Origin of the sequence: Micropruina sp. (assembly GCF_047602085.1) — a bacterium.
GTDB lineage: Bacteria > Actinomycetota > Actinomycetes > Propionibacteriales > Propionibacteriaceae > Micropruina.
Genome location: NZ_JASGID010000007.1, coordinates 347,077 through 374,052 on the forward strand (window position 1 = coordinate 347,077; position 26,976 = coordinate 374,052).

Sequence of the window (26,976 nt, forward strand, 5' to 3'; positions counted from 1 at the left end):
GTCGAGACCCCAGCATCGTCGGTCGAGCTTGTCGAGACCTCAGCATGGTCGGTCGAGCTTGTCGAGACCTCAGCATCCTCGGTCGAGCTTGTCGAGACCTCGGACACAGTGCCCGCCCTAGGCGTTTCGGCAAGCTCAACCGGCGGCAGGCTCGTCGTCGGGGGTGGCTGTGGCGCCGGACCGGCGCCACACCACCAGGGCGATCAGGCCCAGGCCGAACACCAACAGCACGGTGAATACCCGCCAGATGATCAGGCCGGCGAGGACACGTTCGGTGATGCCGGGGCCTCCGGCCTCGACCATGGACGCCAGCGCGGCCGCGTCCATTACCCCGATGCCCGACATCGGAAAAGCGGTCAGCGGAAACGCGAACAGGTGGGCGATCAGAATGTCGGCGGCGGGCAGTTGTTCGGGGGTGAGCCCGACGAAGCGCAGCGACAGGAACAAGATCAGCACGTCCAGCACCAGCATCACCAGGTTGGCCAACAGCGAGCGTGGAAAGCCGTAGCCGAACCGGCCGGCCACGTCCTGACGAAAGTCGGCGCAGGTGTCCGCCCATGCTTCGGGATCGACCCCGGGCCGCACCAGTCGCACCAGTCGCCCCGATTGCCGCCCGACCCAGCGCGCCAGGTTCGTCGAGCGCACCACCAGCAGCACGCCGACCAACAGCACGGCAGCGATCAGCAGGCTGAACACGTCGAGCCAGCGAAACCCGAGGGGTCGTCCGGCCACGGCCACAATCATGAACCCCAGCAGGGGAGCCGAAAAGCGGATCAAGAAGAATGTCACCGAGTTGAGCACCGCGCCAGACACGGCCACCGAGATCGCGGTTCCCCACGACCGGAACATGGCGATCCGCAACCCCGATTCGGACGGTGGCGGGGCGAGCACGCCCATGGTGGCGGCGGCCATGTCGCAGATGACGGCCTGCCGCAGGCTGGTGCCGGGAATGTTGTACATCAGCGGCGCCCCGTTGGCGACTTGGCGCAGCAACACGATGACGAACAACAGCACCGGCTGCCACCACGACAACTGGCTCAGCGCCGCCCACACGTACGCCCAGTCGATCCGGCGAATCAGCCGCCCGATCAGCATCACCAGCAGCGCGGCCAGCACGATCATCACCAACCGGCCCACCCAGGCCGCCTTCAGGGCCTCCGGGTTGAGCTTGGCGAACAGCGCACGGCCAGACCTCGGTTGCGGTTTCTGGTCCGTCTCGGGGGTGGGTGTGCCAATCGGGCGGGGCAACTCATGATCGGGTTGCGACGCCTGGTTCAAGTCGGTCACTGCTGGTGCTTTCTGGCCTTGGTGCTGAATGTGCACCGGCACGGCGGCCGGGCTGGGGCGGCCGGTCCTGGGGGCGCGGCGCGCATTCATTATGACGTTCGGCGCGACGTCGGCTCGCACCGTGTGCGCGCCACGCATGTTCTCGGCCCCTCGGGAATCGCTGATTCTCGTTGGTCGAGCTTGTCGAGACCTCGACCATGCGTCTTCTTCTCGTTGGTCGAGCTTGTCGAGACCTCGAACAGGAAGCGCTGATCAACGCAACCGTCGCCGGTTGTGCGCCGAAACCCCTAGTCAGAGGGCTCAGGTCGAGGTCTCGACAGGCTCGACCAGCGATGAGTCAGCGGTGATTGCGGTCACAACGGCAGTGACAACGGCAGCGGCTGGTAGGCCGGCCAGGGATCGTCGGAGAGTCGTCCGTAGCTGAGCACGTCGATGCGCTCACCGTTGAGCAGCAGTTTGCGCCGCTGCAGGCCCTCGCAGACGAAGCCGGCCGCTTGCGCGACTCTGCCCGAGGCCGGGTTGTTCACTCGGTGGCCCAACTCGAGCCGCTGGAGTCCTCCATCGGTGAGAGCCCAGTCCGCCACGGTCGCGGTAGCTCGCGAGGCCCAACCGCGGCCGCGGTAGTCGGCGTGCAGCCAGTACCAGAGCCACCCGTTGCGGTTGGCGTGGTCGACGGTGATGCCCACCGCGCCAACGACGTGGTCGCCGAAGATCACCCCGAACGCCAGGTGATGCCGCTCCCGCAGCCGCCGCACATACGCGGTGGCGGCGGCCAGGCTCGTCACATCGCCCTGGGGTGCCATGTCGGCGGCAGAGGTGAACGCGGCCAGTACGTCCGCGGCGTCGCCGGCGCGCAACGGACGCAGCCGCACCTCGGGCTCGTTCACTGGGTCAGTTCAGCACCGATCGTGGCCGCTGTCACGAACCGGGTCTATCGTGCCGGGCCACGGCGCCGCACGCTCACGGGACTACGGCGTTTAGGCCGCACCGGGCGGCGCCCGCTACGCTGGTGACTCTTGCGGATGTAGCTCAATGGTAGAGCCCCAGTCTTCCAAACTGGCTACGCGGGTTCGATTCCCGTCATCCGCTCCGGTTCACCACCGCACCACCAGACCGACGACAACAGACACCAACGACCACCAGGAGCATCACGTTGCCCAGCACCGTCGAGCAGCTCAACCCGTCCCGGGTGAAGCTGACCGTGGAGATCCCGTTCAGTGACCTCCAGCCCCACCTGACCAAGGCTTACCGCGAGATCGCGCAGAGCGTCACCATTCCCGGCTTTCGCAAGGGCAAGGTGCCCTCGGCCGTGATCGACCAACGGTTCGGCCGCGGCATGGTGCTGCAGGAGGCGATCAACGCCGCCCTGCCGACCGCGTACGGCGAGGCGATCGAGGCCAACAAGCTGATTCCGCTGGGCGATCCCGAGGTCGAGATCACCAAGCTCGACGACGGCGACCTGGTTGAGTTCGTTGCCGAGGTGGACGTGCGCCCCGAGCTGGAGCTGCCCGCGTTCAGCACCTTGAGCGCCACCGTGCCGGTGCTGGTCGATCTCGACGCCGAGGTCGACAACCGGATCGCCGTGATGCGCGAGCGGTTCGCCACCAGCACCGAGGTGGAGCGCCCGGCCGCCGCGGGCGACGTCGTCACCATCGACCTGGTCGGCACCCGTGACGGCGACCCGCTGCCGGACGCCACCGCCGAGGGGATCAGCTACACCATCGGGTCGGGCGGCATGCTCGACGGTCTCGACGAGGCCGTCACCGGCCTGAAGGCGGGGGAGTCGGCCGACTTCAGCTCCACCCTGGTCGGCGGCCCGTTGACCGGTGAGCAGGCCGACATTCATGTCACCGTCAGCAAGGTGTCAGAGCAGCAGTTGCCCGACCTCGACGACGATTTCGCCCAGCTAGTGTCTGAGTTCGACACCGTGGAAGAGATGAAGGCCGACCTGGCCGGCGGCGTGGCCCAGATGCTGCGCTACGACCAGGTGAACGACGCGCGCGACAAGGTGCTCGAAGACCTGGTCGGCAAGGTCGAGTTCGAACTGCCCGCCAAGCTGCTGGCCAACGAGACCGAGGCCCGGCGCAGCCAGATCGACGAGCAACTGAAGCGCGCCGGGATGACCCTGGAGCGCTACCTGGAGTCCGCCGACGACGAGGCCTCGACGCCGGACGAGTTCTGGGCACTGGTCGACTCACGGGCCGAGCAGGGCCTGCGCGCGCAGATTCTGCTCGACGCCATCGCCGACCGCAACGAGGTCGGGGTCGAGCAGCAGGAACTGACCGAGTTGATCGTGCGCAAGGCGCAGGCCAACGGCAGTTCACCCGAGCAAGAACTGCAGCACATGATGGACCACAACCACATGTCTGCCTGGATGCAGGAGATCCGTCGCAACAAGGCGCTCAGCCTCGTGCTGGAACAGGCCACGGTGACCGACGAGGCCGGCGCGGTGGTCGACGTGAAGCCCGAGGCGATCGACAGCGAAGAGCCCACCGAGGCCGACGCGGACGACGCGCAGCCGGCCAACGCCTGACCGGCACTTCTCACGTAGCTGCTCGGGGCCACGTGGCCGCCTGTAACCCAGGCAGTCACGTGCCCCGGGCAGCTACGTTGCGTTGTGGGGCCGGTGAGCCGGACGAGGAGGGGCGCCGCCCGGCTGCGCCGTCAGCGAACAGCGCGCGGATGCCCTTAGGTTTGTCGCCGCCGCCCGATAGGTTCGGCGTCGTGAACGAGATGCGACCCCTGCCATTCACGGCCGCCGCACCGCTGCGGGCCGCGGCCGGTATCAGTCCGGCCGGTATCAACGATTCGGTCTACCAGGCCCTGCTGGCCAACCGAATCATCTTCTTGGGTTCCGAGGTGCGCGACGAGAACGCGAACGCCATCTGCGCCCAGATGCTGCTGCTCAACGCCGAAGATCCGCACAAAGACATCTACCTCTACATCAACTCCCCGGGTGGCTCGGTCGACTCGGGCATGGCGATCTTCGACACTATGCAGTGGATCAGCAATGACGTGGCCACCGTCGCCATGGGTCTGGCCGCGTCGATGGGGCAGTTCCTGCTCAGCGCCGGCCAGAAGGGCAAGCGGTTCGCGCTGCCGCACGCGCGGATCATGATGCACCAGCCGTCCGGTGGCCTGGGCGGCACGGCGTCCGACATTCGCATTCAGGCCGAGCAGTCGCTGCACATCAAGAAGACGATGTCGCACCTGATCGCCGAGCACACCGGGCAGAGCGTCGAACAGATCGAGGCCGACTCGGATCGCGACCGGTGGTTCACCGCCGAACAGGCGCTCGAGTACGGGTTCATCGACCACGTGTACGAACGCGCCGCCCAGATCTCCACCGATTCGCCCAACCAGTGAGGCCAGCCATGACCATGCCCGCCCTGCCCGGTGGACTGGCTCCCGCCGGTCCCTCCATGGACTACTACATTCCGCAGTGGGAGGAGCGCACCAGTTACGGCGTTCGGCGCGTCGACCCCTACACCAAGCTGTTCGAAGACCGGATCATCTTTCTGGGCACCCCGATCAGCGACGACATCGCCAACGCGGTGATGGCCCAGTTGCTGTGCCTGCAGTCGATGGACCCGGAACGACCGATCAGCATCTACTTGAACAGCCCCGGTGGCTCGTTCACGGCGCTGACCGCGATCTACGACACCATGCGCTACATCAAGCCCGACGTGCAGACGGTCTGCCTGGGCCAGGCCGCATCGGCGGCCGCGGTCTTGCTGGCCGCAGGCACCAAGGGCAAGCGGCTGGCGCTGCCGAACAGCCGCATCCTGATTCATCAGCCGGCCACCGAGGGCGGCTACGGGCAGAGTTCCGATCTTGAGATCCAGGCCCGCGAGATCCTGCGCATCCGGTCGCTGATGGAGGGCATGCTCGCCGAAGCCACCGGTCAGGAGGTCGAGAAGATCTCGCGTGACATCGAGCGCGACAAGTACCTGACCGCCGAGGAAGCCGTCGAGTACGGCATCGTCGACGCCATTCTGACTTCGCTCAAGGACGCCAACGCCTGACCTCGCGTTGCTGGCGCGCGTCCCTTGCGGATGCTCGCCAGCGGGCTAGGGTGGCGTGCACGGAAAGGAGGGGGTCGTGGCACGAATCGGAGAGACGTCCGAATTGCTCAAATGCTCGTTCTGCGGAAAGAGCCAGAAGCAGGTCAAGAAGCTGATCGCTGGTCCGGGTGTCTACATCTGCGACGAATGCATCGATCTGTGCAACGAGATCATCGAGGAGGAGTTCTCCGAGGCCGCCGATGTGGGCCTGCTCGACGATCTGCCGAAGCCGCGCGAGATCTGCTCGTTCCTCGACTCCTACGTGATCGGGCAGGACGTGGCCAAGAAGGCGCTCAGCGTCGCCGTCTACAACCACTACAAGCGGGTACAGGCTCAAGCCAACACCACCCCCAGCCGCCGCGCCGCCGAAGAAGAATCGGTGGAGTTGGGCAAGTCGAACATCCTGCTGATCGGGCCCACCGGCTGCGGCAAGACCTACCTGGCCCAGACCCTGGCCCGGATGCTCAACGTGCCCTTCGCAATGGCCGACGCAACGGCCCTCACCGAGGCGGGCTACGTCGGCGAAGACGTCGAGAACATTCTGCTCAAGCTCATCCAGGCCGCCGATTTCGACGTCAAGAAGGCCGAGACCGGCATCATCTACATCGACGAAATCGACAAGGTGGCCCGCAAGAGCGAGAACCCGTCCATCACCCGCGACGTGTCGGGCGAGGGCGTGCAGCAGGCGCTGCTGAAGATCCTCGAGGGCACCACCGCGTCGGTGCCGCCGCAGGGCCGGCCGCAAGCACCCGCACCAGGACTTCATTCAGATCGACACCACGAACATCCTGTTCATCGTCGGTGGTGCCTTCGCCGGGCTGGAAGAGATCGTCAACGCCAGGGTCGGCAAGCGCCCGCTCGGCTTCAACAACGACGCCGCCGTCCGCAAGCCGGCCTCGGCGAACCCGTTCGAAGAGGTCCGTCCCGAAGACCTGCACAAGTACGGGCTGATCCCCGAGTTCATCGGCCGGCTGCCGATGATCTCAACCGTGGCCTCGCTCGACTCCACCGCGCTGGTCCGCATTCTGGTTGAGCCCAAGAACGCGCTGATCAAGCAATTCCGCAAGCTGTTCGAAATGGACGGCGTCGACCTGCAGTTCACCGAAGAGGCGATCGGTGCGGTGGCCGAGATGGCACTGCACCGCGGCATCGGTGCGCGCGGCCTGCGCTCGATTCTTGAAGAGATCCTGCTCAACGTGATGTACCACGTGCCCAGTGACGACGACGTGGCGCGGGTGCTGGTCACCGAAGACGTGGTGCGTGATGGGGTCGCGCCCACGCTGGTGTCGCGGGCGCAGGTCGCTCGCACCGACCGGCGCGAGAAGAGCGCCTGACCCGACGCCTTCAGCCCAGCTATTCGTGCATCGGGCTGCTCGGGCTCGAGGGGTAACTGTCGACCAGGCCCTGCAAGCGGGCCAGGCTCACCGCCACCAGCCGGTCGTGTACGCCGAGCTTGCGGTAGATGTTGCCCAGATGTTTGTGCACGGTGCGTGGCGACAGCCGCAGCCGCGATGCGATCGAGGTGGCCAGCAACCCTTCGGCCAGCAGGCTGAGCACCTGCAACTCACGCTCGGTCATGCGGGTCTCGTCCACCGTCTCGCGGACCCATTCCTTCGCCTGGTGGGCACGTATGGAGCGTTCGGCGTGCGGCCATAGGGCCACCAGGGCGTCACGAGCCCGGTCGAGCAGCAGCCGGTCTCCGGCGTCGAACGGCACCCTGCGCGCATAGATCAGCACGCGGCCGTGGCCGGACGACTGGCCCCGGTGCTGCGGGGCGAGGGGTTGAATGGACATCGACGCCACGTGCCCGATTCCCTCGATGTACTCGACACAAAATTGTTCTTCGCCCGACTGCAGCCCGCGTGCGAGCAGTTGCAGCCCAACGGCGTGTGATTCGGCGGTCTCGGGGTAGAGGGTGACGACCGAAGGTGACAGGTCGGGCGCGATTGCAAAGGTCACCGAGGCGTCGGCACCCAGCGCGCGGCCCAAGTGGCGGCAGACGATGTCGTCGGCAGGGCACCCCAGGGTGAGGGCGTGCATGACCTCGCACAGCATGTCAAGGACGACCCCAGCTGGATCGGCGTGCGTCAGACGCGTCTCATCCCGAGCCACCTGCTGGTCCCTTCGGGCAATAGTGCAAGTGTCAATCATCGCAGCTCCTCCTGTTTGATCACAGGAGCCACACAGGCTTGGGTAAATACGGTGGCACACGCGCATCTTCGGTAACAAGGGGCGCGGGGTCATTGAGCGTCGAGATTCCGCCCCGATCCACCCAGGCGGCACGCGGTTGCCGCAGATCGGTGAATCGACGGGAAGGGTGCCAAGTGCCCACGGACGTGCGAGTTTCCTTGTGAGCCCGTGGCGCGGCGCCATATATTGGCAGGGACCGGAGCCGTTCAGATCGTAGACAAGCCCTGCCCGGTCACCACTCAGGTCCTCTGGGCCACACGTACAAAGGAGTTCCATTCATGGCTACCCGTGAAGTCGCAATCGGTTCGTCCGTCGGTCTGCATGCGCGTCCCGCCTCGATCTTCGTCCAGGCCGCAACGGCCACCGGTGTGCCGGTCACCATCGCCAAGGCAGGGGGCAACCCGGTCGACGCCCGCAGCATTCTCGGCGTGATGGCACTGGGCGCCAAGAACGGCGAGGTCGTCACCCTGTCGGCCGACGGCGACGGCGCGGACGCAGCCCTCGACTCGCTGGTTGCCCTGCTCGAGCGGGATCTGGACGCCGAATGAGCGCACTCCACTCCACGCTGAGTGGCATCGGAGTCAGTGCGGGGGTGGCGGTCGGGCCGCTGGTCATCGTCAGCCCGCCGCCCAGCGCGCCGTCCGACGAGGCGCCCACCACCGATGCCGCTGCTGCCTCGACGCAGGTGCGGGACACGCTGAAGGCGGTGGCCGACGGGTTATTGGCCAAGGCCGCGAAGGCCGATGCACACGCCAAACCGATTCTCGAGGCCGGCGCCATGATGGCGGGCGACCCCGGGCTGGCGGGGGCGATCGACACCCAGCTACAAACCGGCAAGGGGATCACCAATGCCGTCGCGGCAGCGGTGGACGAGTACTGCGCCATGTTCGAGTCGCTGGGCGGCTACATGGCCGAGCGGGTCACTGACCTGAAGGACGTCCGCGACCGCACGATCGCCCGGTTGCTCGGCCAGCCCGAACCGGGCGTGCCGTCGCTCACCGAACCCAGCGTGCTGGCGGCGGTCGACCTCGCGCCCGCTGAAACCGCCACCCTGTCGGTCGAGACCTGCCTGGGCATCATCACCTCGGCAGGCGGGCCCACCAGCCACACCGCGATCCTCGCGGCGCAGTTGGGCATTCCGGCGATCGTGCAGGCGGCGGGCATTCTCGACGTGCCGTTCGGCACCCCCGTAGCGCTCGACGGCGGGGTCGGCGAGATCATCATCGACCCCAGCGGCGACGAGCAGCAACTGTTGCTCGACCGCAAGGCCCGCCGTGAGAAGGCGCTGGCGGCCGGTTCCGGCAAGGGCATGACCAAAGACGGTCACCCGGTCGCACTGCTGGCCAACATCGGCACGGCGGCAGATGCCCGCAAGGCGGCGGCGCAAGATGTCGAGGGGGTCGGGCTGTTCCGCTCCGAGTTCCTGTTCCTCGATCGTGACACCGCACCGACAGTCGAGGAGCAGACCGCCACCTACACCGAGGTGCTCGAGGCGTTCGGCGACCGCAAGGTTGTCGTGCGCACGCTCGACGCCGGCGCCGACAAGCCGCTCGCCTTCGCCGATCTGGGGCATGAAGAGAACCCGGCGCTCGGCCGTCGCGGCATCCGTCTCGGTGCGGTGCGCACCGATCTGCTCGACGACCAGTTGCAGGCCCTCGCCAACGCCTACCAGGCCACCGGTGCAGACCTGTGGGTGATGGCGCCGATGATCGCCACCCGGCAAGAGGCGGCCTGGTTTGCCGGCCTGGTGCGAGCCAAGGGGTTGCCCAAGGTCGGTGTGATGATCGAGGTTCCGGCGGCGGCCCTGCGGTCGTTCGATGTGCTGAGCGAGGTCGACTTCGCCAGCCTTGGCACCAACGATCTCGGGCAGTACACGATGGCGGCTGACCGCATGCAGGGCGAGCTTTCCGAACTGCTCAACCCGTGGCAGCCGGCGTTGCTCGACATCATCGCCTACGCCTGCGACGGCGGCGCCAAGACCGGTCACCCGGTCGGGGTGTGTGGTGAGGCGGGCGGCGATCCGGTGCTGGCCCTGGTGCTGGCCGGCCTTGGCGTGGCCAGCCTGTCGATGGCGCCCAGCAAGGTGCGCGCGGTGCGTACGGCGCTGGCGCTGCACGATCTGCGCCAGTGTCAGCAGATGGCCGCGGCAGCGCGGGCGTCCGTCGGGCCGAAGGAGGCACGCGACATCGTGATCAGCATGGCCGATCCGGTGCTGATCGATCTGCTCTGAGGCAGTGTGAACCAAAAGGAACCGTCCCCTGAACCAAGGGGACGGTTCCTTTTGGTTCAGGGGACGGTTCCTCCTTGGCAATGCTGATCGACGCAACCACCGTTGGCTGAGCGTGTCGAAACATTCTGCCGGAGGGGCTTGTTCGAGGGCCTCGACGAGTTCGACCATCGAAAATCAGCGTTCCCCGGGTAAACGGCGGAACCGCCGTCCAACTACTTCTCGGCGCCCCTCAGGGTGCCCTTGACGCCGCCCTTGGACGAGCCCACCAGGCACATCACCTCGCGGTCGCCGGTCGCCCACGAGTCCTCGATCGGGTACAGGTAGAACATGTCGTAGTCCGATTTGGTGGCAGTCACGCCGATGAACGTCTTGAACTCGTCGGAGCAAAACCAATCGGCCTTGTCGGCCACGGAGTCCTCACCCGGGTAATCACCATCGGGCAGGTCGGTGCGGGCGTAGGCCTCGAAGTAGTGCTCCTGTTCGCAGGGCACCACCTGCAGGCTCATCACATTGCCCTCCTTCATCGGGCCGGTGCAGTCGCCCAGGGCGATCTGAAACGCGTCGATGGACGCCGTGGCCGTCACCTGACCTGCGTTGTCGCGTGGTGCGTCGGTACTGCAGCCGGCCAGGGTCAACCCGGCCAGCAACGCCGAGGCCGCCCCGGCACCCAGGCGCCTCACGGGGTGACCAGCTCGATGGCGACCTGGAGCGGCTGATCGGCTGGGGTAAGGACGATTTCACCGGTGACGCGACCCACGGCCGCAAGATCGGCCAGCGCCGGGGTCAGCCGGGACAGCGTCGGCTCGGCGCCCGTGATGGTGACCGAACTCGCCTCGGTCTTCATCGACACCTTCGCCGTCGACTTGGCGCCCCGAATGCCCATCAGCACCTCGGCCAGGTCTGCGAGCACCGCCGGATCGCCACCGGCCGGGATCTCCTCGGGCAGCGGCCACCGGCTGAGGTGCACCGAGCCGGCCTGCCACCACGACCACACCTCTTCGGTGACGTAGGGCATGAACGGGGCGAACAGCCGCAGCTGAATGGTCAGGGCGAGCTGCAGCGCGGCGCGGGCGGACGCCGCGGCGTCCGTGCCCTGGGCGCCGTAGGCACGTTCCTTGACCAGTTCCAGGTAGTCGTCGCAGAACGACCAGAAGAACCGCTCGGCGACCTCCAGTGCAGTGCTGTAGTCGAACGCCTCGAAGGCGTCGGTGGCGCGCACCACCACCTGGCGCAGACCGGCCAGCATGGACAGGTCGACGGTTTCGGTGATCGCCTCCGGCCCGACCGGGCCGTCGCCCATGCCGAGCACGAACTTGGACGCGTTGAGCAGCTTCATCGCCAGCCGGCGTCCGACCTTCATTCCGGTCTCGTCGAACGGCGAATCCATGCCCGGACGCGCCATCGCGGCCCGCCAGCGGACAGCGTCGGCACCATAGCGTTCCAGCACGTCGGTCGGCACGATGGTGTTGCCCACCGACTTGCTCATCTTCTTCCGGTCCGGGTCGACCACGAAGCCCGAGATGCCGACGGTCTTCCACGGGGGCTGGTGTTCTTCGAAGTGGGCGCGTACCACCCGTCCGAACACCCAGGTGCGGATGATCTCGTGTGCTGAGGGGGCGAAATCCATCGGGAAGCTGAGCTTCCACAGCTCCGGGTCGGACTCCCAGCCGCAGACGATCTGCGGGGTCAGTGACGAGGTGGCCCAGGTGTCCATGATGTCCGGGTCGCCGACGAAGCCGTCCGGCATACCGCGCTGCTCGGCGGTGTAGCCGGGCGGGACGTCCGAGGACGGATCGATCGGCAGCGAATCCTCGGCGGCGAAGATCGGGCGGTTGAGGTCCGGTTCGCCGTCGGAATCGGTCGGATACCACACCGGGAAGGGGACGCCGAAGTAGCGCTGCCGGCTGATCAGCCAGTCGCCGTTCAGTCCGTTCACCCAGTTGGAGTAGCGGTGCCGCATATGGTCGGGCACCCAGTTCAGTTCGTCGCCGCGGGCCAGCAGGGCCTGCTTGAGGTCGTCGTCCCGGCCGCCGTTGCGGATGTACCACTGCCGGCTGGACACGATCTCCAGCGGCTTGTCGCCCTTCTCGTAGAAGTTCGCCTTCCGGGTGGTCGGGGTCGGCTCGCCGTCCAGGTCGCCGGATTCGCGCAACTTCTCGACCATCGCGGCCCGGGCCGAGAACGGCGTCTTGCCGGCGAGGTCGGCGTACGGGCCTGGATTGGCCAGCCACTCCGGGGTGTCCCGGGCGAGCCGTCCGTCGCGTTGGATGACGGTGCGCATCGGCAGCCGCAACTCGCGCCACCACTGCACGTCGGTGGCGTCGCCGAAGGTGCAGCACATCGCGATGCCGGCGCCCTTGTCGGGCTCGGCGGCAGGGTGGGCCAGCACCGGGATCTCGACGCCGAACACCGGCGAGGTCACCGTGGTGCCGAACAGGTGGGTGTAGCGGGCGTCGTCGGGGTGGGCGATCAACGCACACACGCTCGGCAGCAACTCGGGCCGGGTGGTCTCGATGTAGACCTTCTCGCCGTCCGGACGGTGGAACGCGACCCGGTGGTAGTGGCCGGGGTAGTCCCGGGCCTCCTGCTCGGCCTGGGCGACCGCAGTCTGGAAGGTGACGTCCCATACCGTCGGAGCCTCGGCCAGGTACGCCTCACCGCGGGCACAGTTGCGCAGGAAGGCCTTCTGCGAGATCAGGATCGAGCGGGTGGAGATGGTCGCGTAGAGGTGGTTGTCCCAGTCCACGCTCAGTCCGAGGGTGCGCCACAGGTTCTCGAACGCCTGCTCGTCGACCTGGGTGAGTTGGTGACACAGCTCGATGAAGTTCTTCCGGCTGATCGACACCTGGCGCTTCGGGTCCGGCTTGGCCGGCGGGGTGAAGTCCGGGTCGTAGGGGACCGACGGGTCGCAACGGACGCCGTAGAAGTTCTGCACCCGGCGCTCGGTGGGCAGGCCGTTGTCGTCCCAGCCCATCGGGTAGAGGACGTGCTTGCCCTGCATCCGCTGGTAGCGGGCCACCAGGTCGGTGTGGGTGTAGCTGAACACGTGCCCGACGTGCAGCGACCCGGACACCGTCGGCGGGGGAGTGTCGATCGAGAACACCTGCTCGCGGGAGTCCGGCCGGACGAAGGTGTAGGTGCCGTCCTGTGCCCACGTCGCGGACCACTTGGACTCCAGTCCCTCCAGCGCCGGACGATCCGGTACGGCTACCGAACCCGGCTGTGGGGTCGCGGCGGGCACGGTCGGATGCGAAGACAGGGTCATGGGCTGCATCTTACGAAAGGGGGTCGGTCGCTACCCAATCGCCAAGCTCGCAGCACGGCACCGGGTTCACCAACCGGCGTCCGGGTGCCGGACCTGGAAGGTGAACGCCATTGGTGGTGAGCGTGGCGAGCCCACGACGCGGGCGCCGATCGGGGGCTTCGGCCATTGACCAGCGGTGCCGGCGGCTCGACGTCGCACGCATCGAGTAAAACGAGAACCCGCGTGCGGCTCCCCAACCACAAATCCCGGAGTTCAGCCAGCGGGGCTGCGCTGATCGGCTCGTCCGCCTCTGCCGGCGCCGCGGTAGGTCCACTCCTTCCGGCGTGGTCAGCCCTTGGCGGCTGCGTCGATGAAGCTCTTCAACTGAGAAACGTCGTCGGGCAGGGTGGACAGATCTTGCGCCTTGCCGTTGATCATCAGTGTCGGGGTGCTGGTGACGCCGGCCTTGGCGGCCGCGTCTTCCACGCCCTGCACGAAGCTCGCCATGGTCTTGCTGTCGTAGCAGGCCTGGAATGTGGTCAGCGCCTCGCCGGTGATGCCCACCTGTTCGGGCAGCGTCACCCGAAACAGTTCGTCGGTGTAGGCGCCCTGATAGGCCGAGGTGAAGATGCCCTGGTGGTAGTCCTTGTAGACGCCGGCGACATCGGCGCAGGCTGCGGCGTTGGCGGCCTTGTGTGACAGTCCATCGGCGTTGCCCTTGTCGAGAAACACCTTGGTGTGATGCACGAGTTCGATGTCGCCGGCGTTGGCCAGGTTGTTGAGGGTGAGGCCGTACTTCTCTTCGAACGTGACGCAGTGCGGGCACTGATAGTCGAAGTACAGGCCCACAACGGGGGCATTCGGCTGTGCCGTGCTCGGGTTCACCACGATGCCGTCACCGGCGGCGGTGGCATTGGGCGGACGCACCGCGCCCGGGCTCGCCGCGCCGAGCGACGACCAGATCATCGCCCCGATGGCGACCAGGGCGACGACGCCGACGCCGATCGCGGCCCCGACTCGCACCCTGCGACGCTTCTGATCAGCCACCTGCGCCGCGCGCAGTCGTTCGCGCTGCGACGAGTTAGCCATTGGCTTTGGTGCTCAGCACCGTCTGGCGGAAGGCGTCGGTGGTCTGCTGGAAGACGGTGTTGTTGTCGAGCTTGGTGCCGTTCACCATGAGCGTCGGGGTCGAGGTGACGCCGGCGGCCGAGGCCTTCTCGTTGGTGCCATTCACGAAGGCGGACGTGGCACGGGTGTCGTAGCACTGCTGGAAGTCGGTCAGCTTGTCGCCGGTGATGCCCGCGGTGGCGGGGAAGTCGACGCGCAACTGCTGGGTGGTGTACCCGGCGCCCTCGGTTGTCGGCTGCCCGGCGAAGATCGCGTTGTGGTAAGCGCTGTAGGCGCCGGCGTTGTCGGCGCACGCAGCGGCGATGCCCGCTTTGAGCGACGAGTCGTTCTTCAGGTTGGTGTCGAGGAAGGTCATGGTGCGGTAGATCAACTCGATCTCGCCCTTGCTGGCCATGTCATCGAGCGTGCCGCCGAACGTCGTCTCGAACTGCTTGCAGATCGGGCACTGGTAGTCGAGAAAGATCTCGACCTTGGGCACACCATCCTTGAACGCGCCCGGGTTCACCACAATGCCGCTGCCATCCGAGGTGGCATTGGCCGGGGTGGCCGCGGTGCCGGTGCTGGTGGTGTCGCTCTGGTTGAGCCGGCTGAAGAAGATGCTGCCGAACACCCCGACCACCACGACCGCGAGCACGATGGCGCCCACCATGAAGATGCGCTGCATGCGCTTGGCGCGGGCCTGCGCCTCTTGCTGGCGGCGAAGGGCTTCGCGTCGGCTCTGGGTCATGCTCGGGACTCCTCGCGTTGTTCGTTGTCGGCCTCGGCCGGGGTGGGTCCGACTGCGAACAGCCAGTTGTCCAATGCCAGCGGCGAGCGGGGGAAGACCCCAGCCCACACGCCGCAGGCCAGCAACCCCACGTCCCGTGCGATTTCCCAAGGGTACTGGGCCATGCCGTTCTCACTGGCGCCGCCACCGCCGAAGCAGCCGCAGTCGATGGAGATGCCGTTTGCCCAAACCCACGAGATGCCGATGATGAAGGCCACCATGGTGAGCGCGCCGAGCCAGGCCGCCAGGCGGGTGAACAAGCCCAGCACCAGCAGCAGGCCGATCACCACCTCAAGCACCGGCAGGACGTAGCCGACCGGCCGGGTGATGTCGAAAGGCAGCAGTTGATAGGCCCGCACCGCTTGAACGGACGCCTCCGGCCAGGGCAGCTTCAGTGCCCCGGCGACGATAAGGGTGATGCCCAGGATCTGCCGCGCGCCGAATGTCGCCCAACACACCCAGCGGCGTCCGGCAGGTGGGTGCAGCATGCATCGCATTGTAGGCGAAGCCTCGATCCGTGGATCGGGCTTGGGTCTGATCGAATGGCAGCAGGGGCGGGAAGCCCGCCCCCGTCCCACGTTGCTCAGGTTTGGCTTCGTTGCGCAGGTTCAAACCCTTGCAACGAACCCGAACCTGAGCAACGTCGGGGCAGGCGTTGCGGTGCCGGGTGTCGGCCAGGCGGAGGTGCCAATGCCAGACGCCCCTCCGGACGCGCCGCTCGCGCTGCCTCCGCGCTGGTGGCGAACCCGAGGCCGAACCCGTCGGCCCCACCGGCCCCATGGGACACCGGGCACCGGGCACCGGACAGCCGGGCCGGGCCCGGCCCCGTCCACCTTGCTCAGGTTTGGCTTCGTTGCGCAGGTTCAAACCCCTGCAACGAACCCGAACCTGAGCAACGTCGGGGCTGGGGGGGCTGGGGGCTGGAGGCTGGGGGGTCGGACGGGCTGTCGGGGCGTCTGCTCGCCGGGTGGCGGACGGCTGGCATTAGGCTGAGACCACCATGGCCGAGACACACCAGCAGATCGTTCAGCGGCTGATCGCCCGCTGGCCCGAGCACCGCATCGCACCCGGGACGGCCAGGGTCGAGGCCCTGTGCGAGTTGCTCGGCTCGCCGCAGCGGGCCTACCCGGTGATTCAGGTCGCCGGCACCAACGGCAAGGGCAGCACCGCGATCATGATCGACGCGCTGCTGCGCTCGCTGGGCCTGCGCACGGGCAGGTTCACCAGCCCGCACCTGGTGGAGCTGAACGAACGCATCTGTATCGACGGTGAGCCGATCGCCGACGACACCTTCGACGCGTTGGTGGCCGACACCCAGCCGCTGAACGACCTGGTGGACGTCCGGGCCATCGACGGGGTGCCGATGACTTTCTTCGAGGTGATCACCGCGCTGGCCTACGAGGCGTTCGCTCAGGCGCCGGTCGACGTGGCGGTGGTCGAGGTGGGCCTCGGCGGCCGCACCGACGCCACCAACGTGATGGACGCCGCGGTAGCGGTGATCTGCCCGATCGACTACGACCACACCCACCTGCTGGGCACCTCGCTCACCGAGATCGCCCGCGAGAAGGCCGGCATCATCAAACCGGGATCGCAGGTGGTGCTGGCCGCCCAACACCCCGAGGTGGCGGCGGTGCTGATCGAACGCTGCGCCGAGGTGGGTGCCACTGTGTACCGCGAGGGCATCGAGTTCGCGTTGCTGGAGCGCACCCCGGGCGTGGGTGGGCAGGTGCTGCGACTTGATGCCGCCGGTGGGCCCGTGGACGATGTACTGCTGCCGCTGTTCGGCGCGCACATGGCCCGCAATGCCGGCTTGGCGGTGGCGGCCGTCGAGGCGTTTCTGGGTGGCAAGCCACTGGCGTCCGACATCGTCACCGAAGGGCTGGCGGCAGTGGCCGCACCGGCCCGGCTCGAAGTCGTCCGACGCTCGCCGACGGTGCTGCTCGACACCTGCCACAACCCGCACGGCGCCCGCGCCACCATTGACGCGCTCACCGAATCGTTCACCTTCGCACCGCTGATCGGCGTGGTGGCGGCGATGGCCGACAAGGACGTGGACGGCCTGCTGCAGGTCTTCGCCGAAGAGATGACCACGATCGTGTGCACCACCGTGGCGGGCACCTCGCGGGCGCTGCCGGCCCAGAAACTGGCCGAGCGAGCCGCGGGCATCGTGGGTGACGACCGGGTACGAGTGGCGTCCAGCATGGCCGACGCGATCGAGTTGGCTGTGACGTTGGCCGACGAGGCCGGCCCGGGGGCCGGGGTACTGATCGCCGGGTCGGTGATCGCCGCCGGCGAGGCCCGGGCGCTGCTGGTGCGAGAGGGCCGATCGTGAGGTTGGTGCCCACCAATCCGATGAACCGGGTGCTCGCGGCGATTCTGGGCTTCGAGGCGATCTGCTGCGGGCTGGCCGTTCCGGGCATGATCCAGGTTTCCAGTGTGTCGTTGGCCCTGGCCTTCAGCGCCGGCGGGCTGGCGCTGCTGCTCTGCCTGACCGCTGCCGGTACCTTGCGGCGTCCGTTCGGTTGGGTGCTCGCCTGGTTGGCGCAGGCCGCCTGTGTGGCACTGGGGTTCGTGGTCGAGATGATGTTCGCCGTGGGGGGCATGTTCCTGGTGCTGTTCGTGATCACCTTCGCCCTCGGCAAGCGACTCGAGGCGATCAAGGCCGCCGGCTGAGCCGATGCCGGCGCGCCGGTAGGGTGGTGCACCATGACCGATCGGACCTTCGTCATCATCAAGCCCGACGCCGTCCGCCGTGGGCTCGTCGGCGTCGTGCTCGCCCGCTACGAGAGCAAAGGCCTGGAGATCGTGACGCTGGACTGGCGCACCATCGACGCGGCCATGGCCGACCAGCACTACGCCGAGCACGTGGCGCAGCCGTGGTACCCCGCACTGCGCGAATTCATTACCTCCGGGCCGTTGCTGGCCGTGGTGCTCGAGGGGCCCGCGGCGATCGAAGCGGTGCGCACCATGAACGGCGCGACCAACGGTGTGGCTGCCGCGCCCGGCTCGATTCGTGGCGACTACTCGCTGTCGAACCGGGAGAACCTGGTGCACGCCTCCGACTCGCCACACTCGGCCGAGCGCGAGATCGCGCTGTGGTTTCCGGGACTGTCGTGAACCAACCCTCACCGGCCAACGTGCCTGGCGACGTGGCGGACGGCGGCGGCACCCCGAGATCCTTGGGTCGGGGCTGGGTGCCGGCGCCGCACGGGCAGTCGTGGCAGCCGACACGAGCGTTTGGCAGCGGGGTGGACCAGCCGCCGGGGCAGGGCGAGCGGGGCTACCCGCAGGGTGCTCCTAGTCACTCGGCGGGGGTGTCGGGCTACCCGCAGAGCGGGCCGGGCCACTCGATGGGGATGCCCAGCTATGCGCAGGGATCACCGGGGTACCCGGCTGGTCCGTCGGGCTACTCGCAGGGTTCGCTGGGCAACTCGGGCAACCTGGGCAACTCGGGCAACCTGGGCAACCCGGGCAACCTGGGCAACCCGGGCAACCCGCACGGTACGCCGGGCGCCCCAGTGAGGGCGTCGGGCGCTCCGGTTGCCATGCCCGGCTACCCAGAAGGCGGGGCTGCGCCCCAGCCCGCGGGAACGCCGGACTATTCGGGAATGCCGGACTACGTGGACGGACCCGGTCACTCGGGAATGCCGGACTATTCGGGAACGCGCGGCCGCTTTGCAACGCCGGATCATTCGGGCACACCCGGCTACCCGGTCGACGCACCCGGCTACGCGGTGGATCCAGCCGCTGACCCGAAGGGCGCACTGGGCTATCCGTTGGGCGCCCAGCCGACCGCCCAACCCTGGGGGCCGCACATGCCCCAGCCGAAGCCGTCCGCGCTGCCCGACCAGCCGCGCCAGTACCACGAGTTTCTGCGCGCCCCCCGCCTGCGGTGGTGGCGGCCGGTGCTGGCCCTGGCGATGGCCGCGGTCTTGTTTCTGGTGGCGAACGTGGTCTTCACCGGGGCAGCCATGGCCTACGACATCGCGGTCGGCAACACCACGTGGGCCGACTACACCTCGATGGACGACTTGAAGACCACACCGGCCTTCTTTCTGGGCAACAATCTCGCGCTGGCGGCGGCGGTTCCGATCGCAGGCCTCACCCAGTGGGCCTGCTTCGGCCAGAGTCCGCGCTGGATGGCTTCGGTGGTCGGGCGCTTTCGCTGGCGCTGGTTCGGCGAGTGCGTGGCGTGGCTGCTGCCGGTGTTCGTGCTGAGCCTGCTGGTCGAGGTGGTGCTGGGTGGCCCGCCGGCCCTCGAGATCACGTCGTCCACCGGCTTCATGATCGCGGCCATTCTGCTCACCACACCGTTGCAGGCGGCCGGCGAGGAATATCTGTTGCGGGGGCTGGGCGCCCGGGCGATCGGCGCCTGGCTGCCTCGTAGGGCCGGGCTGGTGGTCAGCGCGGTGGTCACGGCGGGCATTTTCATGTGGCTGCACGGCGCCGGAGACCCGTGGCTCAACGTGTTCTACCTGCTCTTCGCCGTCACCGCCTCGGTGCTGGTCTGGCGCACCGGGGGTCTTGAGGCGGCCATTGCCATGCACGTGGTGAACAATGTGGTGTCGATGACCTTTCTGCCGTTCAGCGACATCTCTGAGATGTTCAACCGTGAAGCCGGAGTGGGCAGCCCGTGGGTACTGGTTCAGGTGGCGATCATGCTGGGCGCCGCAGCCCTGGTGCTGTGGCGGGCCCGGCGGCGTAACGTGGTGGCGATGGCGGCCGGTGACGGGCGCCGTCCGGAACCCCAATCTGCCCCGCAACTCACCCAACCGGCGGCGTGGCCACAGCCGTGGAGGCAGGACCATGGAAACCAAGCCTGAGCACCTGGGCCGCGCGGCCGCCTTGCCCTGGCTGGGGTCACGCATCCGCCAGCGGGCCGGACGCACCATGGTCGCCATCGACGGCGTGGACGGTGCAGGCAAGACGACCTTCGCCGACGAGTTGGCCGCCGAGTTGACCGATGCAGGGCTGAGCGTGATTCGGATCTCGTTCGACGACTTTCTCAATCCGCCGACGATCAGGCACCGGCAGGGCCGCAACTCGCCCGAGGGTTTCGTGGCCGACACCTACGACTACGAGCGGTTCATCGACGACGTGCTCGACCCACTGGGCCCCGAGGGCTGCGGACGGTACCGGGCCAAGTCGTACGACCCCGCCACCGAGAGCCCGCTCAGCCCGCCCTGGCAAGTGGCGCCCGACCAGGCCGTGGTGATCGTCGACGGCATGTTCTTGCACCGCAACCGGCTGCGCAACGCGCGGGGTCGCAAGATCTGGGATCTGTCGGTGTGGCTCGAAGTCCCGTTTGAGGTGTCGGTGCACCGGCTGGCTCAGCGCGACGGCACCCCGGACGACCCCAACGACCAGCGGATCGCCCGCTACGTCGAAGGCCAGAAGCTGTACATCGCGATGATCCACCCGGCAGATCGGGCCGATCTGGTGATCGACAACTTCTGAGCGGCTCCGCAAGCAGGTCGACTGGCGAATTTCGTTGCCTGCAAAGGCTCTGGGAACAACCGGCTCTGGGAACAACCCTGGGACGGTGACGGTGTCGCTCACCCCGACGCGCCGGGTGCCCATTGAACGGCCGGCAGCTTCCATCGAACATCGACCGAGGTGCCTGGCCACGGCCGGCGCAAACGAGGACGGCAGCCACGAGCACTCGTCACGTCACGACCCGCTGGTACCAAGCCCGCGGGCATGCCGCAGGCCTGGTACCCACAGGCGGCCTCGTTGCCGTGGCCGCGGCACGTGGAACGTGTCGAAACCGGTGTCCTGATCGGCACGCCCAAGCCGTCGAGCAGTTCGACCATCGGTTGACGGCGCCCCGCTAGACTCACCCATTCACCCCCCAACCCCGTCCGTCCGGTCGAGAGAGGCAAGCCGTGCTCAGCGCCATCATCGTCGCCCACCTGGCGGTGGCACTGTGCGCGCCGGTGCTCTCGGCGCGCATCGGCGCTCGCGGCTATCTGGTGATGGCGCTGGTGCCGGCGCTGGCCTTCGGCTGGCTGCTCACGCTGGCACCGGTGGTCATCGCCGGCGGCTACTACACCGAGTCAACCACCTGGATCGCGCAGCTCGGTGTTGGCATCGACCACCGCATGGGCATGCTGCAGTGGTTGCTGGCGCTGATCGTCACCGGCATCGGGGCACTGGTGCTGGTCTACTGTCGCTGGTACTTCGCGGGGGTTGCCAGCCGCCGGGCGATGGGCGTACTCACCGCGTTCGCGGCCGCCATGCTCGGCCTGGTCACCGTCGACAACCTGGTGATGCTGTACGTGTTCTGGGAGCTGACCACCGTGTTCAGCTACCTGCTGATCGGTTACGACCCGACCCGCCGCGCCAACCGTTCGGCCGCCTTCACCGCTCTGATCGTCACCACCACCGGCGGCCTGGCCATGTTGGTGGGCATCGTGTCGCTGGGCGTGCTGAGCGGCTCGTTTCGGCTCTCGGCGATTCTGGACGCGCCACCCATCGGCCCGGTGGCCACCGCCGCCGCCCTGCTGATGCTGGTGGGCGCCCTGAGCAAATCAGCACTGGTGCCGTTCCACTTCTGGCTGCCGGGCGCCATGGCCGCGCCCACGCCGATCTCGGCCTACCTGCACGCGGCCGCCATGGTGAAGGCCGGGGTGTACCTGGTGGCGGCATTGGCCCCCGCGTTCGCGTCCGTGCCGCTGTGGCGTCCCGCTGTGAGTCTGCTGGGCGCGGCCACCATGATCGTCGGCGGCTGGCGGGCACTGCGGCAAAACGACCTCAAGCTGCTGCTGGCCTACGGCACGGTCAGCCAACTCGGTTTTCTGGTGCTGCTCAGCGGTTTCGGCACCCAGGCCGCGGCACTGGCCGGCATCGCCATGCTGGTCGGTCATGCCCTGTTCAAGTCGACCCTGTTTCTGGTGGTGGGGGTGATCGACCACTCCACCGGCACCCGCGACCTCACCCAGTTGACCGGGCTGGCCCGGGCCATGCCGGCGGTGGCCGTGATCGGGGGCCTGGCGGCGGCGTCCATGGCCGGGCTGCCGCCCACCCTCGGCTTCATCGCCAAGGAGTCTGCCCTCGAGGCGCTCAGCTACCTGGTCACCTACGACGGCGACAGCACGCACCTCACGCCGCCGTTGGCGGTCTTGCTGCTCGCCGCGGTCGTGGCCGGCTCGATGCTGACCGTCGGCTACTCGCTGCGCTGGTGGTGGGGCGCGTTCGCCGACAAGCGCAACGTCACGGCACCGCCGCTGCACCGGCCGTCGGTCGGCTTCGTGAGCGTGCCGGCGCTGCTGGCGGCGACCTGCCTGGCCGGCGGCTTTCTCGGTGGGCCGCTGACCGGCCTGATCGAGGTGTACTCGGTCACCTTGAGCACCGGTCACCCCAGCCACGGGCTGGCATTGTGGCACGGGCTGAGCCTGCCGTTGGGCTTGTCGCTGCTGGCCATCGGGCTGGGTGCGGTGCTGTTCTGGCAGCGCTCGGCGATTGCCGCGGCCCAGGCCACCTTTCCGGTGGTCAAGGGCGCCGACGAACTGTACATCGACGCGATTCGCAAGCTCGACACTCTCGCCGTCGAGGTGACCGCCCGGGTGCAGCGCGGCTCGCTGGCCAGCTACACCGCGATCGTGCTGGCCGTCGTGGTGGTGCTCTCGGGTGGCTCCTTGCTGTGGACGGTGCACTGGCCGGCCTCGGTCACCCCGTTCGACTACCTGCCGCAGGCGCTGGTCGGGGTGCTGATCATCACGGCCGGCGTGCTGGCGGCAACCTCGCGCGGGCGGGTCCGGGCGCTGCTGTTGGTGGGGGTGACCGGTTACGGCACCGCGCTGCTGTTCCTGCTGCACGGTGGCCCCGACCTGGCGCTCACCCAGGTGCTGGTCGAGACGGTGTCGCTGATCGTGTTCATGATGGTGCTGCGCCGGCTGCCGAAGTACTTCACCAACCGGCCGCTGGGTTCCACCCGCTGGTGGCGCATCATTCTGGCTGCCGGTGTCGGGCTGACCGTCGCCCTGCTGGCGATCGTCGCGGCCGGTGCGCGGGTGGCCGAGCCGGTCTCGGTCGACTACTACGAGGCGTCCTACAGCTTCGGCTACGGCAAGAACATCGTCAACGTCACGCTGGTCGACACCCGTGCCTGGGACACCATCGGTGAGATCTCGGTGCTGGTGATCGCCGCCACCGGCGTGGCCAGCTTGATCTTTCTGCGCTCGCGGGTGCAGCGGGTGGCGGCCCGGCAGGGCGACCAGGCCTTCGGCGCCCGTGGCCTGTGGCTGCGGACCAGCGGGGCACTCGACCCGATCTCGCGCTCGCTGATCTTCGAAGTGGTCACTCGGATCATGTTCACGGTCATGATGCTGGTGTCGGTCTACCTGTTGCTCGCCGGCCACAACGCACCCGGCGGCGGCTTCGCCGGGGGGCTGGTTGCAGGCATCGCACTGATGGTGCGCTACCTGGCCGCCGGACGCCGCGAGCTCGACGAGGCCGCCCCGTTCGATGCCGGACGGCTGCTGGGCATCGGCTTGGCCGTCGCGGTGTTCGCCGCGGTCACCCCGGCCCTGCTCGGCGGCAAGATCTTTCAAAGCTACGACCTTGAGCTGGTGATACCCGGCTGGGAGTATCTGCGTACGCCGTGGGGTGACTGGACGCTCTTCGGCCAGATGCACCTGGTCAGCTCGACCGTCTTCGACATCGGTGTGTACCTGATCGTGATCGGCGTCGTACTCGATCTCACCCGCAGTCTGGGTGCGGGCATCGACGTGCAGGCCGAGCAAGACCAGGCACCGGTGCCGCAGCCGGAGTCGACCCGGGCACATCCGGCCGTCGAGGCGGGCCCGCCCGCGCTGTCGGGCAGCACGTCGGGGGTGGCGCCGTGAGCCCCAACCTGACCCTGGCGATCATCGCCGGCGCGCTGGTGGCGTGCGGGGTGTACCTGATCACCGAGCGCTCTCTGAGCCGCATTCTGATGGGCGTCATGGTGGCCGGCAACGGCGTCAACGTGCTGTTCCTAATGGCGTCCGGACGGGCGGGCGGCCCACCCCTGATCGGGGTGACCGCCAAAGCGGACATGAGTGACCCACTGCCCCAGGCGTTCGTGCTCACCGCCATCGTGATCGCCCTGGCCACCGCCGCCTTTCTGGTCACCATGGCTTACCGGTCGTTTCAACTGAACGGCCACGACGAGGTGGCTGACGACGTCGAGGACGCCCGCATTCGCGAACTGGCCGAACTCGACGAAGCGTCCGACTCGTTCGAAGAGATCCGGTTCTCAGACACCGGGGCGGACGTGGTGAGCGAATGAACAACCTGCTGCCGCTGCCGGTGCTGTTGCCCATGCTGGGGGCCGCGCTGACCCTGCTGCTCGGACGTCGTCCGCGGGCCCAGCGCGCGGTGTCGATTCTCACCCTGGTAGCGGTCTGCGCGGTGGCCGGTGGTCTGATCTGGATCACCGACAATTACGGTGTGCAGGCGCTGTGGGTGGGTGCCTGGGCGCCTTTGGGCGTGGTGCTGGTTGCTGACCGGCTGGCCGCCCTGATGCTGACGGTCGCCTCGCTGGTCACCCTCGGCGTGCTGATCTATTCCACCGGCCAGGACGAGGAGGAGGTGCACCGCGAAACCCCGGTGTCGATCTTCCACCCCACCTTTCTGCTGCTCAGCGCCGGGGTGTCGGACGCGTTCTTGGCCGGCGACCTTTTCAACCTGTTCGTCGGGTTCGAGATGCTGCTGTTCGCCAGCTACGTGCTGCTCACCATGGGCGGCACTGGGCAACGAATCAGCGCTGGCTCGATCTACGTGGTGATCAACCTGGTCAGCTCGCTACTGTTCCTCACCGCGCTGGCCGTGATCTATGCCGCCACCGGCACGGTCAACATGGCGCAACTGAACCTGCGGTTCGCCGATTTGCCACCCGACGTGACCCTGCCGATTCAACTGCTCCTGCTGGTGGTTTTCGCGATCAAGGCAGCAGTGTTCCCGCTCTCGTTCTGGCTGCCCGACAGCTACCCGACCGCGCCGGCGCCGGTCACCGCGGTGTTCGCCGGACTGCTCACCAAGGTGGGCGTCTACGCGATTCTGCGAACCCAGACCGCGATCTTTCCCGACCGTCCGCTCACCGACCTGTTGGGCTGGGCGGCGCTTGCCACCATGCTGATCGGCATTCTGGGCGCGGTGGCACAGTCCGAAATCAAGCGCCTGTTGTCGTTCACGCTGGTGTCGCACATCGGCTACATGATCTTCGGCATCGCGCTGGCCACCCCGGCCGGCTTGTCCGGGGCGATCTTCTACACCGCCCACCACATCACCGTGCAGGCGTCGCTGTTTCTCGTGGCCGGCCTGATCGAACGCTTCGGCGGCAGCACGTCGCTCGACCGGCTGGGTGGGCTGGCCTCGCTCTCGCCGGTGCTGGGGGTGCTGTTCTTCGTGCCGGCGATGAACCTGGCCGGTATTCCGCCGCTGTCGGGGTTCGTCGGCAAGCTGGCCCTGCTCGGCGCGGGCGTCGAGGTCGGCACCCCGCTGGCCTGGGCACTGGTGGCCGGCAGCGTGCTGACCAGCCTGCTCACCCTGTACACGGTGGCCAAGGTGTGGAACCGGGCGTTCTGGGGCACACCGATGCTCGGCCCGCACGGGCCCTCCGATGACGGTGCGGTGCCTGGTCGGCTGCCCGGCATCATGGTGGCCGGCACGGCCGCGCTGGTGCTGCTGGGCCTGACGCTGACGTTGGTGGCCGGCCCGCTGTACGACTACGTCAACCGGGCGGCGCTGGGGCTGCTGGGCAACTCCTACATCGAGGCCGTGCTGTCGGGGGTGGTGCGATGAAGGGCTCGAGTTATCGTCGCCGACTGCGGTTTCGGCTGCAGTGGCGGGCGATCGTGGTGCTCGCGCTGGTGTGGGTGGTGCTGTGGGGCAACTACTCGCTGGTCGACCTGCTGGTCGGGGTGGCCGTGGCGTGGCTGATCACGGTCACCTTTCCGCTGCCCCCGATTCGCTACCACGGACGGCTGCATCCGGTCGGGGTGGTCGTCTTGGGCGCGACCGTGCTGCGCGACCTGGCCGTGGCCTCGTGGCGGCTGACCCTGTCGGCGTTCGCCCCCCGCATCGACTTCAACCCGGCGGTGGTGCGGGTGAAGCTGCGAACCAACAGTGACCTGTACCAGGTGGAGACGTCCGAGATCATTTCGATCGTGCCCGGCTCGATCGTGATCGACGCCCGCCGGGCGACACGGGTGCTCTACCTGCACCTGCTGGACGTCCGCGCGAGCGACGGGGTCGCGAAGGCCAAGGCTGAGGCGGTGCGGGTGGAGCGACGGGTGCTCCAGGCGATGGGCAGCAAGGCCGAGATCGCCGCCCTGCGTGGCAAAGAGGAGCAGTCGTGAGCGTCGTCGCCGTGCTGACCCAGGTGCTGCTGTGGGCGGCGGTGATCATGATCGGGGCCGCCGCCGCGCTGACCCTGTGGCGGCTGACCAACGGCCCGTCCACCCTCGACCGGATCGTCAGCGCCGACGTGATGGTGTCGACCGTGCTGGCCGGCATCGGGGTGTCGATGGTGGTGTTCCACAACACCACTGCATTGCCGATTCTGCTGGTGTTGTCGATGGTCGCTTTCACCGGTGGCGTCAGCGTTGCCCGGCTGATGGCACCCAAGTCGGCCGATCGGCAGCGTTACCGCCGCGACCGAGGGGGTGCGGCGTGAGCGAGGAGTGGTTTCACCTGATCGGTGCCGCACTGCTGGCCGGCGGTGCCTTCTTCTGCCTGGGCGGTGCGCTGGGCCTGGTGCGCTTTCCCGACATTCTGGCCCGCATGCACGCCGCCACGAAGCCGCAGGTATTCGGCCTGCTGCTGGTGCTCGCCGGTGTCGGCTTCTCGATACACGACGGCAAGACCTGGCTCACTCTGGCTTTGGTGATGGTGCTGCAGGTGCTCACCGCGCCGGTGGCCGGCCACCTGATCGGACGCACCGCCTACCGCTCCGGCGCCTGGGAGTCCGACGACCTGGTGGTCGACGAACTGTCGGACGACCTGCGTGACGCGGGTTTCGTGCGCAACGAGGAGTTCCAGCCCGAGCGGGAGCAGGACCGGCCCCGGCCGTCATCGGAGTGAG

At 67.9% G+C, this 26,976-nt stretch carries 24 protein-coding genes, 1 tRNA gene and 1 pseudogene; 18 read left to right on the top strand and 8 right to left on the bottom strand.

The genetic code is table 11. The features are described 5' to 3' along the window. Positions 1–135 precede the first annotated feature (135 nt). A complete protein-coding gene (locus QM721_RS14125; protein WP_415123084.1) occupies positions 136–1,287 on the bottom strand; it encodes a hypothetical protein in 1,152 nt (383 codons plus the stop codon). Positions 1,288–1,640: 353 nt separating this feature from the next. Further along, entirely contained in the window at positions 1,641–2,174 is a 534-nt protein-coding gene (locus QM721_RS14130; RefSeq protein WP_415123086.1) for a GNAT family N-acetyltransferase, read from the bottom strand. Positions 2,175–2,305: 131 nt separating this feature from the next. Here QM721_RS14130 and QM721_RS14135 point away from each other — a divergent pair. The 5 genes and pseudogenes from QM721_RS14135 to clpX all read left to right on the top strand — a co-directional run bounded on the left by QM721_RS14135 (position 2,306) and on the right by clpX (position 6,685). Next, positions 2,306–2,376 (top strand) — tRNA-Gly (locus tag QM721_RS14135). A 64-nt stretch (positions 2,377–2,440) separates the two neighbouring features. Continuing rightward, complete coding sequence (tig, locus tag QM721_RS14140) at positions 2,441–3,820, top strand: trigger factor (RefSeq protein WP_415123088.1); 1,380 nt, start codon at positions 2,441–2,443, stop codon at positions 3,818–3,820. 200 nt (positions 3,821–4,020) lie between these two features. Then, entirely contained in the window at positions 4,021–4,653 is a 633-nt protein-coding gene (locus QM721_RS14145) for an ATP-dependent Clp protease proteolytic subunit (protein WP_415123449.1), read from the top strand. An 8-nt stretch (positions 4,654–4,661) separates the two neighbouring features. After that, positions 4,662–5,312, top strand: a complete 651-nt coding sequence (locus QM721_RS14150; RefSeq protein ID WP_415123090.1) for an ATP-dependent Clp protease proteolytic subunit — start codon at positions 4,662–4,664, stop codon at positions 5,310–5,312. A gap of 76 nt (positions 5,313–5,388) precedes the next feature. Beyond that, positions 5,389–6,685 (top strand): annotated as a pseudogene (gene clpX / locus QM721_RS14155) (ATP-dependent Clp protease ATP-binding subunit ClpX). 19 nt (positions 6,686–6,704) lie between these two features. Here clpX and QM721_RS14160 read toward each other — a convergent pair. Then, a complete protein-coding gene (locus QM721_RS14160) occupies positions 6,705–7,406 on the bottom strand; it encodes a helix-turn-helix transcriptional regulator (protein ID WP_415123092.1) in 702 nt (233 codons plus the stop codon). 413 nt (positions 7,407–7,819) lie between these two features. Here QM721_RS14160 and QM721_RS14165 point away from each other — a divergent pair, with 413 nt between their 5' ends. Together QM721_RS14165 and ptsP are read left to right on the top strand one after the other, a co-directional pair. Further along, positions 7,820–8,089, top strand: a complete 270-nt coding sequence (locus QM721_RS14165; protein WP_415123094.1) for an HPr family phosphocarrier protein — start codon at positions 7,820–7,822, stop codon at positions 8,087–8,089. After that, positions 8,086–9,771: a phosphoenolpyruvate--protein phosphotransferase gene (gene ptsP, locus QM721_RS14170; protein WP_415123096.1), complete on the top strand. Its 1,686-nt coding sequence runs from the start codon at positions 8,086–8,088 to the stop codon at positions 9,769–9,771. The genes QM721_RS14165 and ptsP overlap by 4 nt, the downstream gene beginning before the upstream one ends. A gap of 212 nt (positions 9,772–9,983) precedes the next feature. Here the strand turns inward: ptsP and QM721_RS14175 are convergent, their stop codons facing one another. The 5 genes from QM721_RS14175 to QM721_RS14195 form a co-directional block, all read right to left on the bottom strand. Further along, a complete protein-coding gene (locus QM721_RS14175; RefSeq protein WP_415123098.1) occupies positions 9,984–10,451 on the bottom strand; it encodes a septum formation family protein in 468 nt (155 codons plus the stop codon). Beyond that, the gene (gene valS / locus QM721_RS14180) at positions 10,448–13,036 is read right to left on the bottom strand and encodes a valine--tRNA ligase (protein WP_415123100.1); all 2,589 of its coding nucleotides are present in this window, start codon (positions 13,034–13,036) and stop codon (positions 10,448–10,450) included. The genes QM721_RS14175 and valS overlap by 4 nt, the downstream gene beginning before the upstream one ends. 327 nt (positions 13,037–13,363) lie before the next feature. Continuing rightward, positions 13,364–14,104, bottom strand: a complete 741-nt coding sequence (locus QM721_RS14185) for a DsbA family protein (protein ID WP_415123102.1) — start codon at positions 14,102–14,104, stop codon at positions 13,364–13,366. Further along, positions 14,097–14,870, bottom strand: coding sequence for a DsbA family protein (locus QM721_RS14190; protein ID WP_415123104.1), 774 nt, complete (start codon positions 14,868–14,870; stop codon positions 14,097–14,099). Before QM721_RS14190 ends, QM721_RS14185 begins: the two co-directional genes overlap by 8 nt. Beyond that, a complete protein-coding gene (locus QM721_RS14195; protein ID WP_415123106.1) occupies positions 14,867–15,397 on the bottom strand; it encodes a MauE/DoxX family redox-associated membrane protein in 531 nt (176 codons plus the stop codon). The genes QM721_RS14190 and QM721_RS14195 overlap by 4 nt, the downstream gene beginning before the upstream one ends. A 512-nt stretch (positions 15,398–15,909) precedes the next feature. On the opposite strand from QM721_RS14195, the gene QM721_RS14200 reads away from it, so the two are divergent. The 11 genes from QM721_RS14200 to mnhG all read left to right on the top strand — a co-directional run bounded on the left by QM721_RS14200 (position 15,910) and on the right by mnhG (position 26,975). Continuing rightward, positions 15,910–17,241 (top strand): bifunctional folylpolyglutamate synthase/dihydrofolate synthase, encoded by a 1,332-nt coding sequence (locus QM721_RS14200; RefSeq protein WP_415123108.1) that lies wholly within the window; start codon positions 15,910–15,912, stop codon positions 17,239–17,241. A gap of 5 nt (positions 17,242–17,246) precedes the next feature. Continuing rightward, positions 17,247–17,582, top strand: a complete 336-nt coding sequence (locus QM721_RS14205) for a DUF4233 domain-containing protein (RefSeq protein WP_415123110.1) — start codon at positions 17,247–17,249, stop codon at positions 17,580–17,582. 33 nt (positions 17,583–17,615) lie between these two features. After that, positions 17,616–18,026, top strand: coding sequence for a nucleoside-diphosphate kinase (ndk, locus tag QM721_RS14210; RefSeq protein WP_415123112.1), 411 nt, complete (start codon positions 17,616–17,618; stop codon positions 18,024–18,026). Then, positions 18,023–19,732, top strand: coding sequence for a type II CAAX prenyl endopeptidase Rce1 family protein (locus tag QM721_RS14215; RefSeq protein WP_415123114.1), 1,710 nt, complete (start codon positions 18,023–18,025; stop codon positions 19,730–19,732). Before ndk ends, QM721_RS14215 begins: the two co-directional genes overlap by 4 nt. Further along, entirely contained in the window at positions 19,716–20,366 is a 651-nt protein-coding gene (locus QM721_RS14220; RefSeq protein WP_415123116.1) for a uridine kinase, read from the top strand. The genes QM721_RS14215 and QM721_RS14220 overlap by 17 nt, the downstream gene beginning before the upstream one ends. A 428-nt stretch (positions 20,367–20,794) precedes the next feature. After that, on the top strand, positions 20,795–23,755 hold the full coding sequence (locus QM721_RS14225) for a Na+/H+ antiporter subunit A (RefSeq protein ID WP_415123118.1): 2,961 nt from the start codon (positions 20,795–20,797) through the stop codon (positions 23,753–23,755). Further along, positions 23,752–24,180 (top strand): Na(+)/H(+) antiporter subunit C, encoded by a 429-nt coding sequence (locus QM721_RS14230; RefSeq protein ID WP_415123120.1) that lies wholly within the window; start codon positions 23,752–23,754, stop codon positions 24,178–24,180. The genes QM721_RS14225 and QM721_RS14230 overlap by 4 nt, the downstream gene beginning before the upstream one ends. After that, a complete protein-coding gene (locus QM721_RS14235) occupies positions 24,177–25,694 on the top strand; it encodes a Na+/H+ antiporter subunit D (protein ID WP_415123122.1) in 1,518 nt (505 codons plus the stop codon). Before QM721_RS14230 ends, QM721_RS14235 begins: the two co-directional genes overlap by 4 nt. Next, a complete protein-coding gene (locus tag QM721_RS14240; RefSeq protein ID WP_415123124.1) occupies positions 25,691–26,251 on the top strand; it encodes a Na+/H+ antiporter subunit E in 561 nt (186 codons plus the stop codon). Before QM721_RS14235 ends, QM721_RS14240 begins: the two co-directional genes overlap by 4 nt. Continuing rightward, the gene (locus tag QM721_RS14245; protein ID WP_415123126.1) at positions 26,248–26,568 is read left to right on the top strand and encodes a monovalent cation/H+ antiporter complex subunit F; all 321 of its coding nucleotides are present in this window, start codon (positions 26,248–26,250) and stop codon (positions 26,566–26,568) included. Before QM721_RS14240 ends, QM721_RS14245 begins: the two co-directional genes overlap by 4 nt. Further along, on the top strand, positions 26,565–26,975 hold the full coding sequence (gene mnhG / locus QM721_RS14250; RefSeq protein WP_415123128.1) for a monovalent cation/H(+) antiporter subunit G: 411 nt from the start codon (positions 26,565–26,567) through the stop codon (positions 26,973–26,975). Before QM721_RS14245 ends, mnhG begins: the two co-directional genes overlap by 4 nt. Position 26,976 lies beyond the last annotated feature (1 nt).

Excerpts from the sequence above, each read along its gene's own strand:
- QM721_RS14145 (WP_415123449.1), top strand. The coding sequence starts at position 4,021 with ATGCGACCCCTGCCATTCACGGCCGCCGCACCGCTGCGGGCCGCGGCC.
- QM721_RS14150 (WP_415123090.1), top strand. The coding sequence starts at position 4,662 with ATGACCATGCCCGCCCTGCCCGGTGGACTGGCTCCCGCCGGTCCCTCC.
- QM721_RS14160 (WP_415123092.1), bottom strand. The coding sequence starts at position 7,406 with ATGCTGTGCGAGGTCATGCACGCCCTCACCCTGGGGTGCCCTGCCGAC.
- QM721_RS14165 (WP_415123094.1), top strand. The coding sequence starts at position 7,820 with ATGGCTACCCGTGAAGTCGCAATCGGTTCGTCCGTCGGTCTGCATGCG.
- ptsP (WP_415123096.1), top strand. The coding sequence starts at position 8,086 with ATGAGCGCACTCCACTCCACGCTGAGTGGCATCGGAGTCAGTGCGGGG.
- valS (WP_415123100.1), bottom strand. The coding sequence starts at position 13,036 with ATGACCCTGTCTTCGCATCCGACCGTGCCCGCCGCGACCCCACAGCCG.
- QM721_RS14185 (WP_415123102.1), bottom strand. The coding sequence starts at position 14,104 with ATGGCTAACTCGTCGCAGCGCGAACGACTGCGCGCGGCGCAGGTGGCT.
- QM721_RS14190 (WP_415123104.1), bottom strand. The coding sequence starts at position 14,870 with ATGACCCAGAGCCGACGCGAAGCCCTTCGCCGCCAGCAAGAGGCGCAG.
- QM721_RS14195 (WP_415123106.1), bottom strand. The coding sequence starts at position 15,397 with ATGCTGCACCCACCTGCCGGACGCCGCTGGGTGTGTTGGGCGACATTC.
- QM721_RS14200 (WP_415123108.1), top strand. The coding sequence starts at position 15,910 with ATGGCCGAGACACACCAGCAGATCGTTCAGCGGCTGATCGCCCGCTGG.
- ndk (WP_415123112.1), top strand. The coding sequence starts at position 17,616 with ATGACCGATCGGACCTTCGTCATCATCAAGCCCGACGCCGTCCGCCGT.
- QM721_RS14220 (WP_415123116.1), top strand. The coding sequence starts at position 19,716 with ATGGAAACCAAGCCTGAGCACCTGGGCCGCGCGGCCGCCTTGCCCTGG.
- QM721_RS14235 (WP_415123122.1), top strand. The coding sequence starts at position 24,177 with ATGAACAACCTGCTGCCGCTGCCGGTGCTGTTGCCCATGCTGGGGGCC.
- QM721_RS14240 (WP_415123124.1), top strand. The coding sequence starts at position 25,691 with ATGAAGGGCTCGAGTTATCGTCGCCGACTGCGGTTTCGGCTGCAGTGG.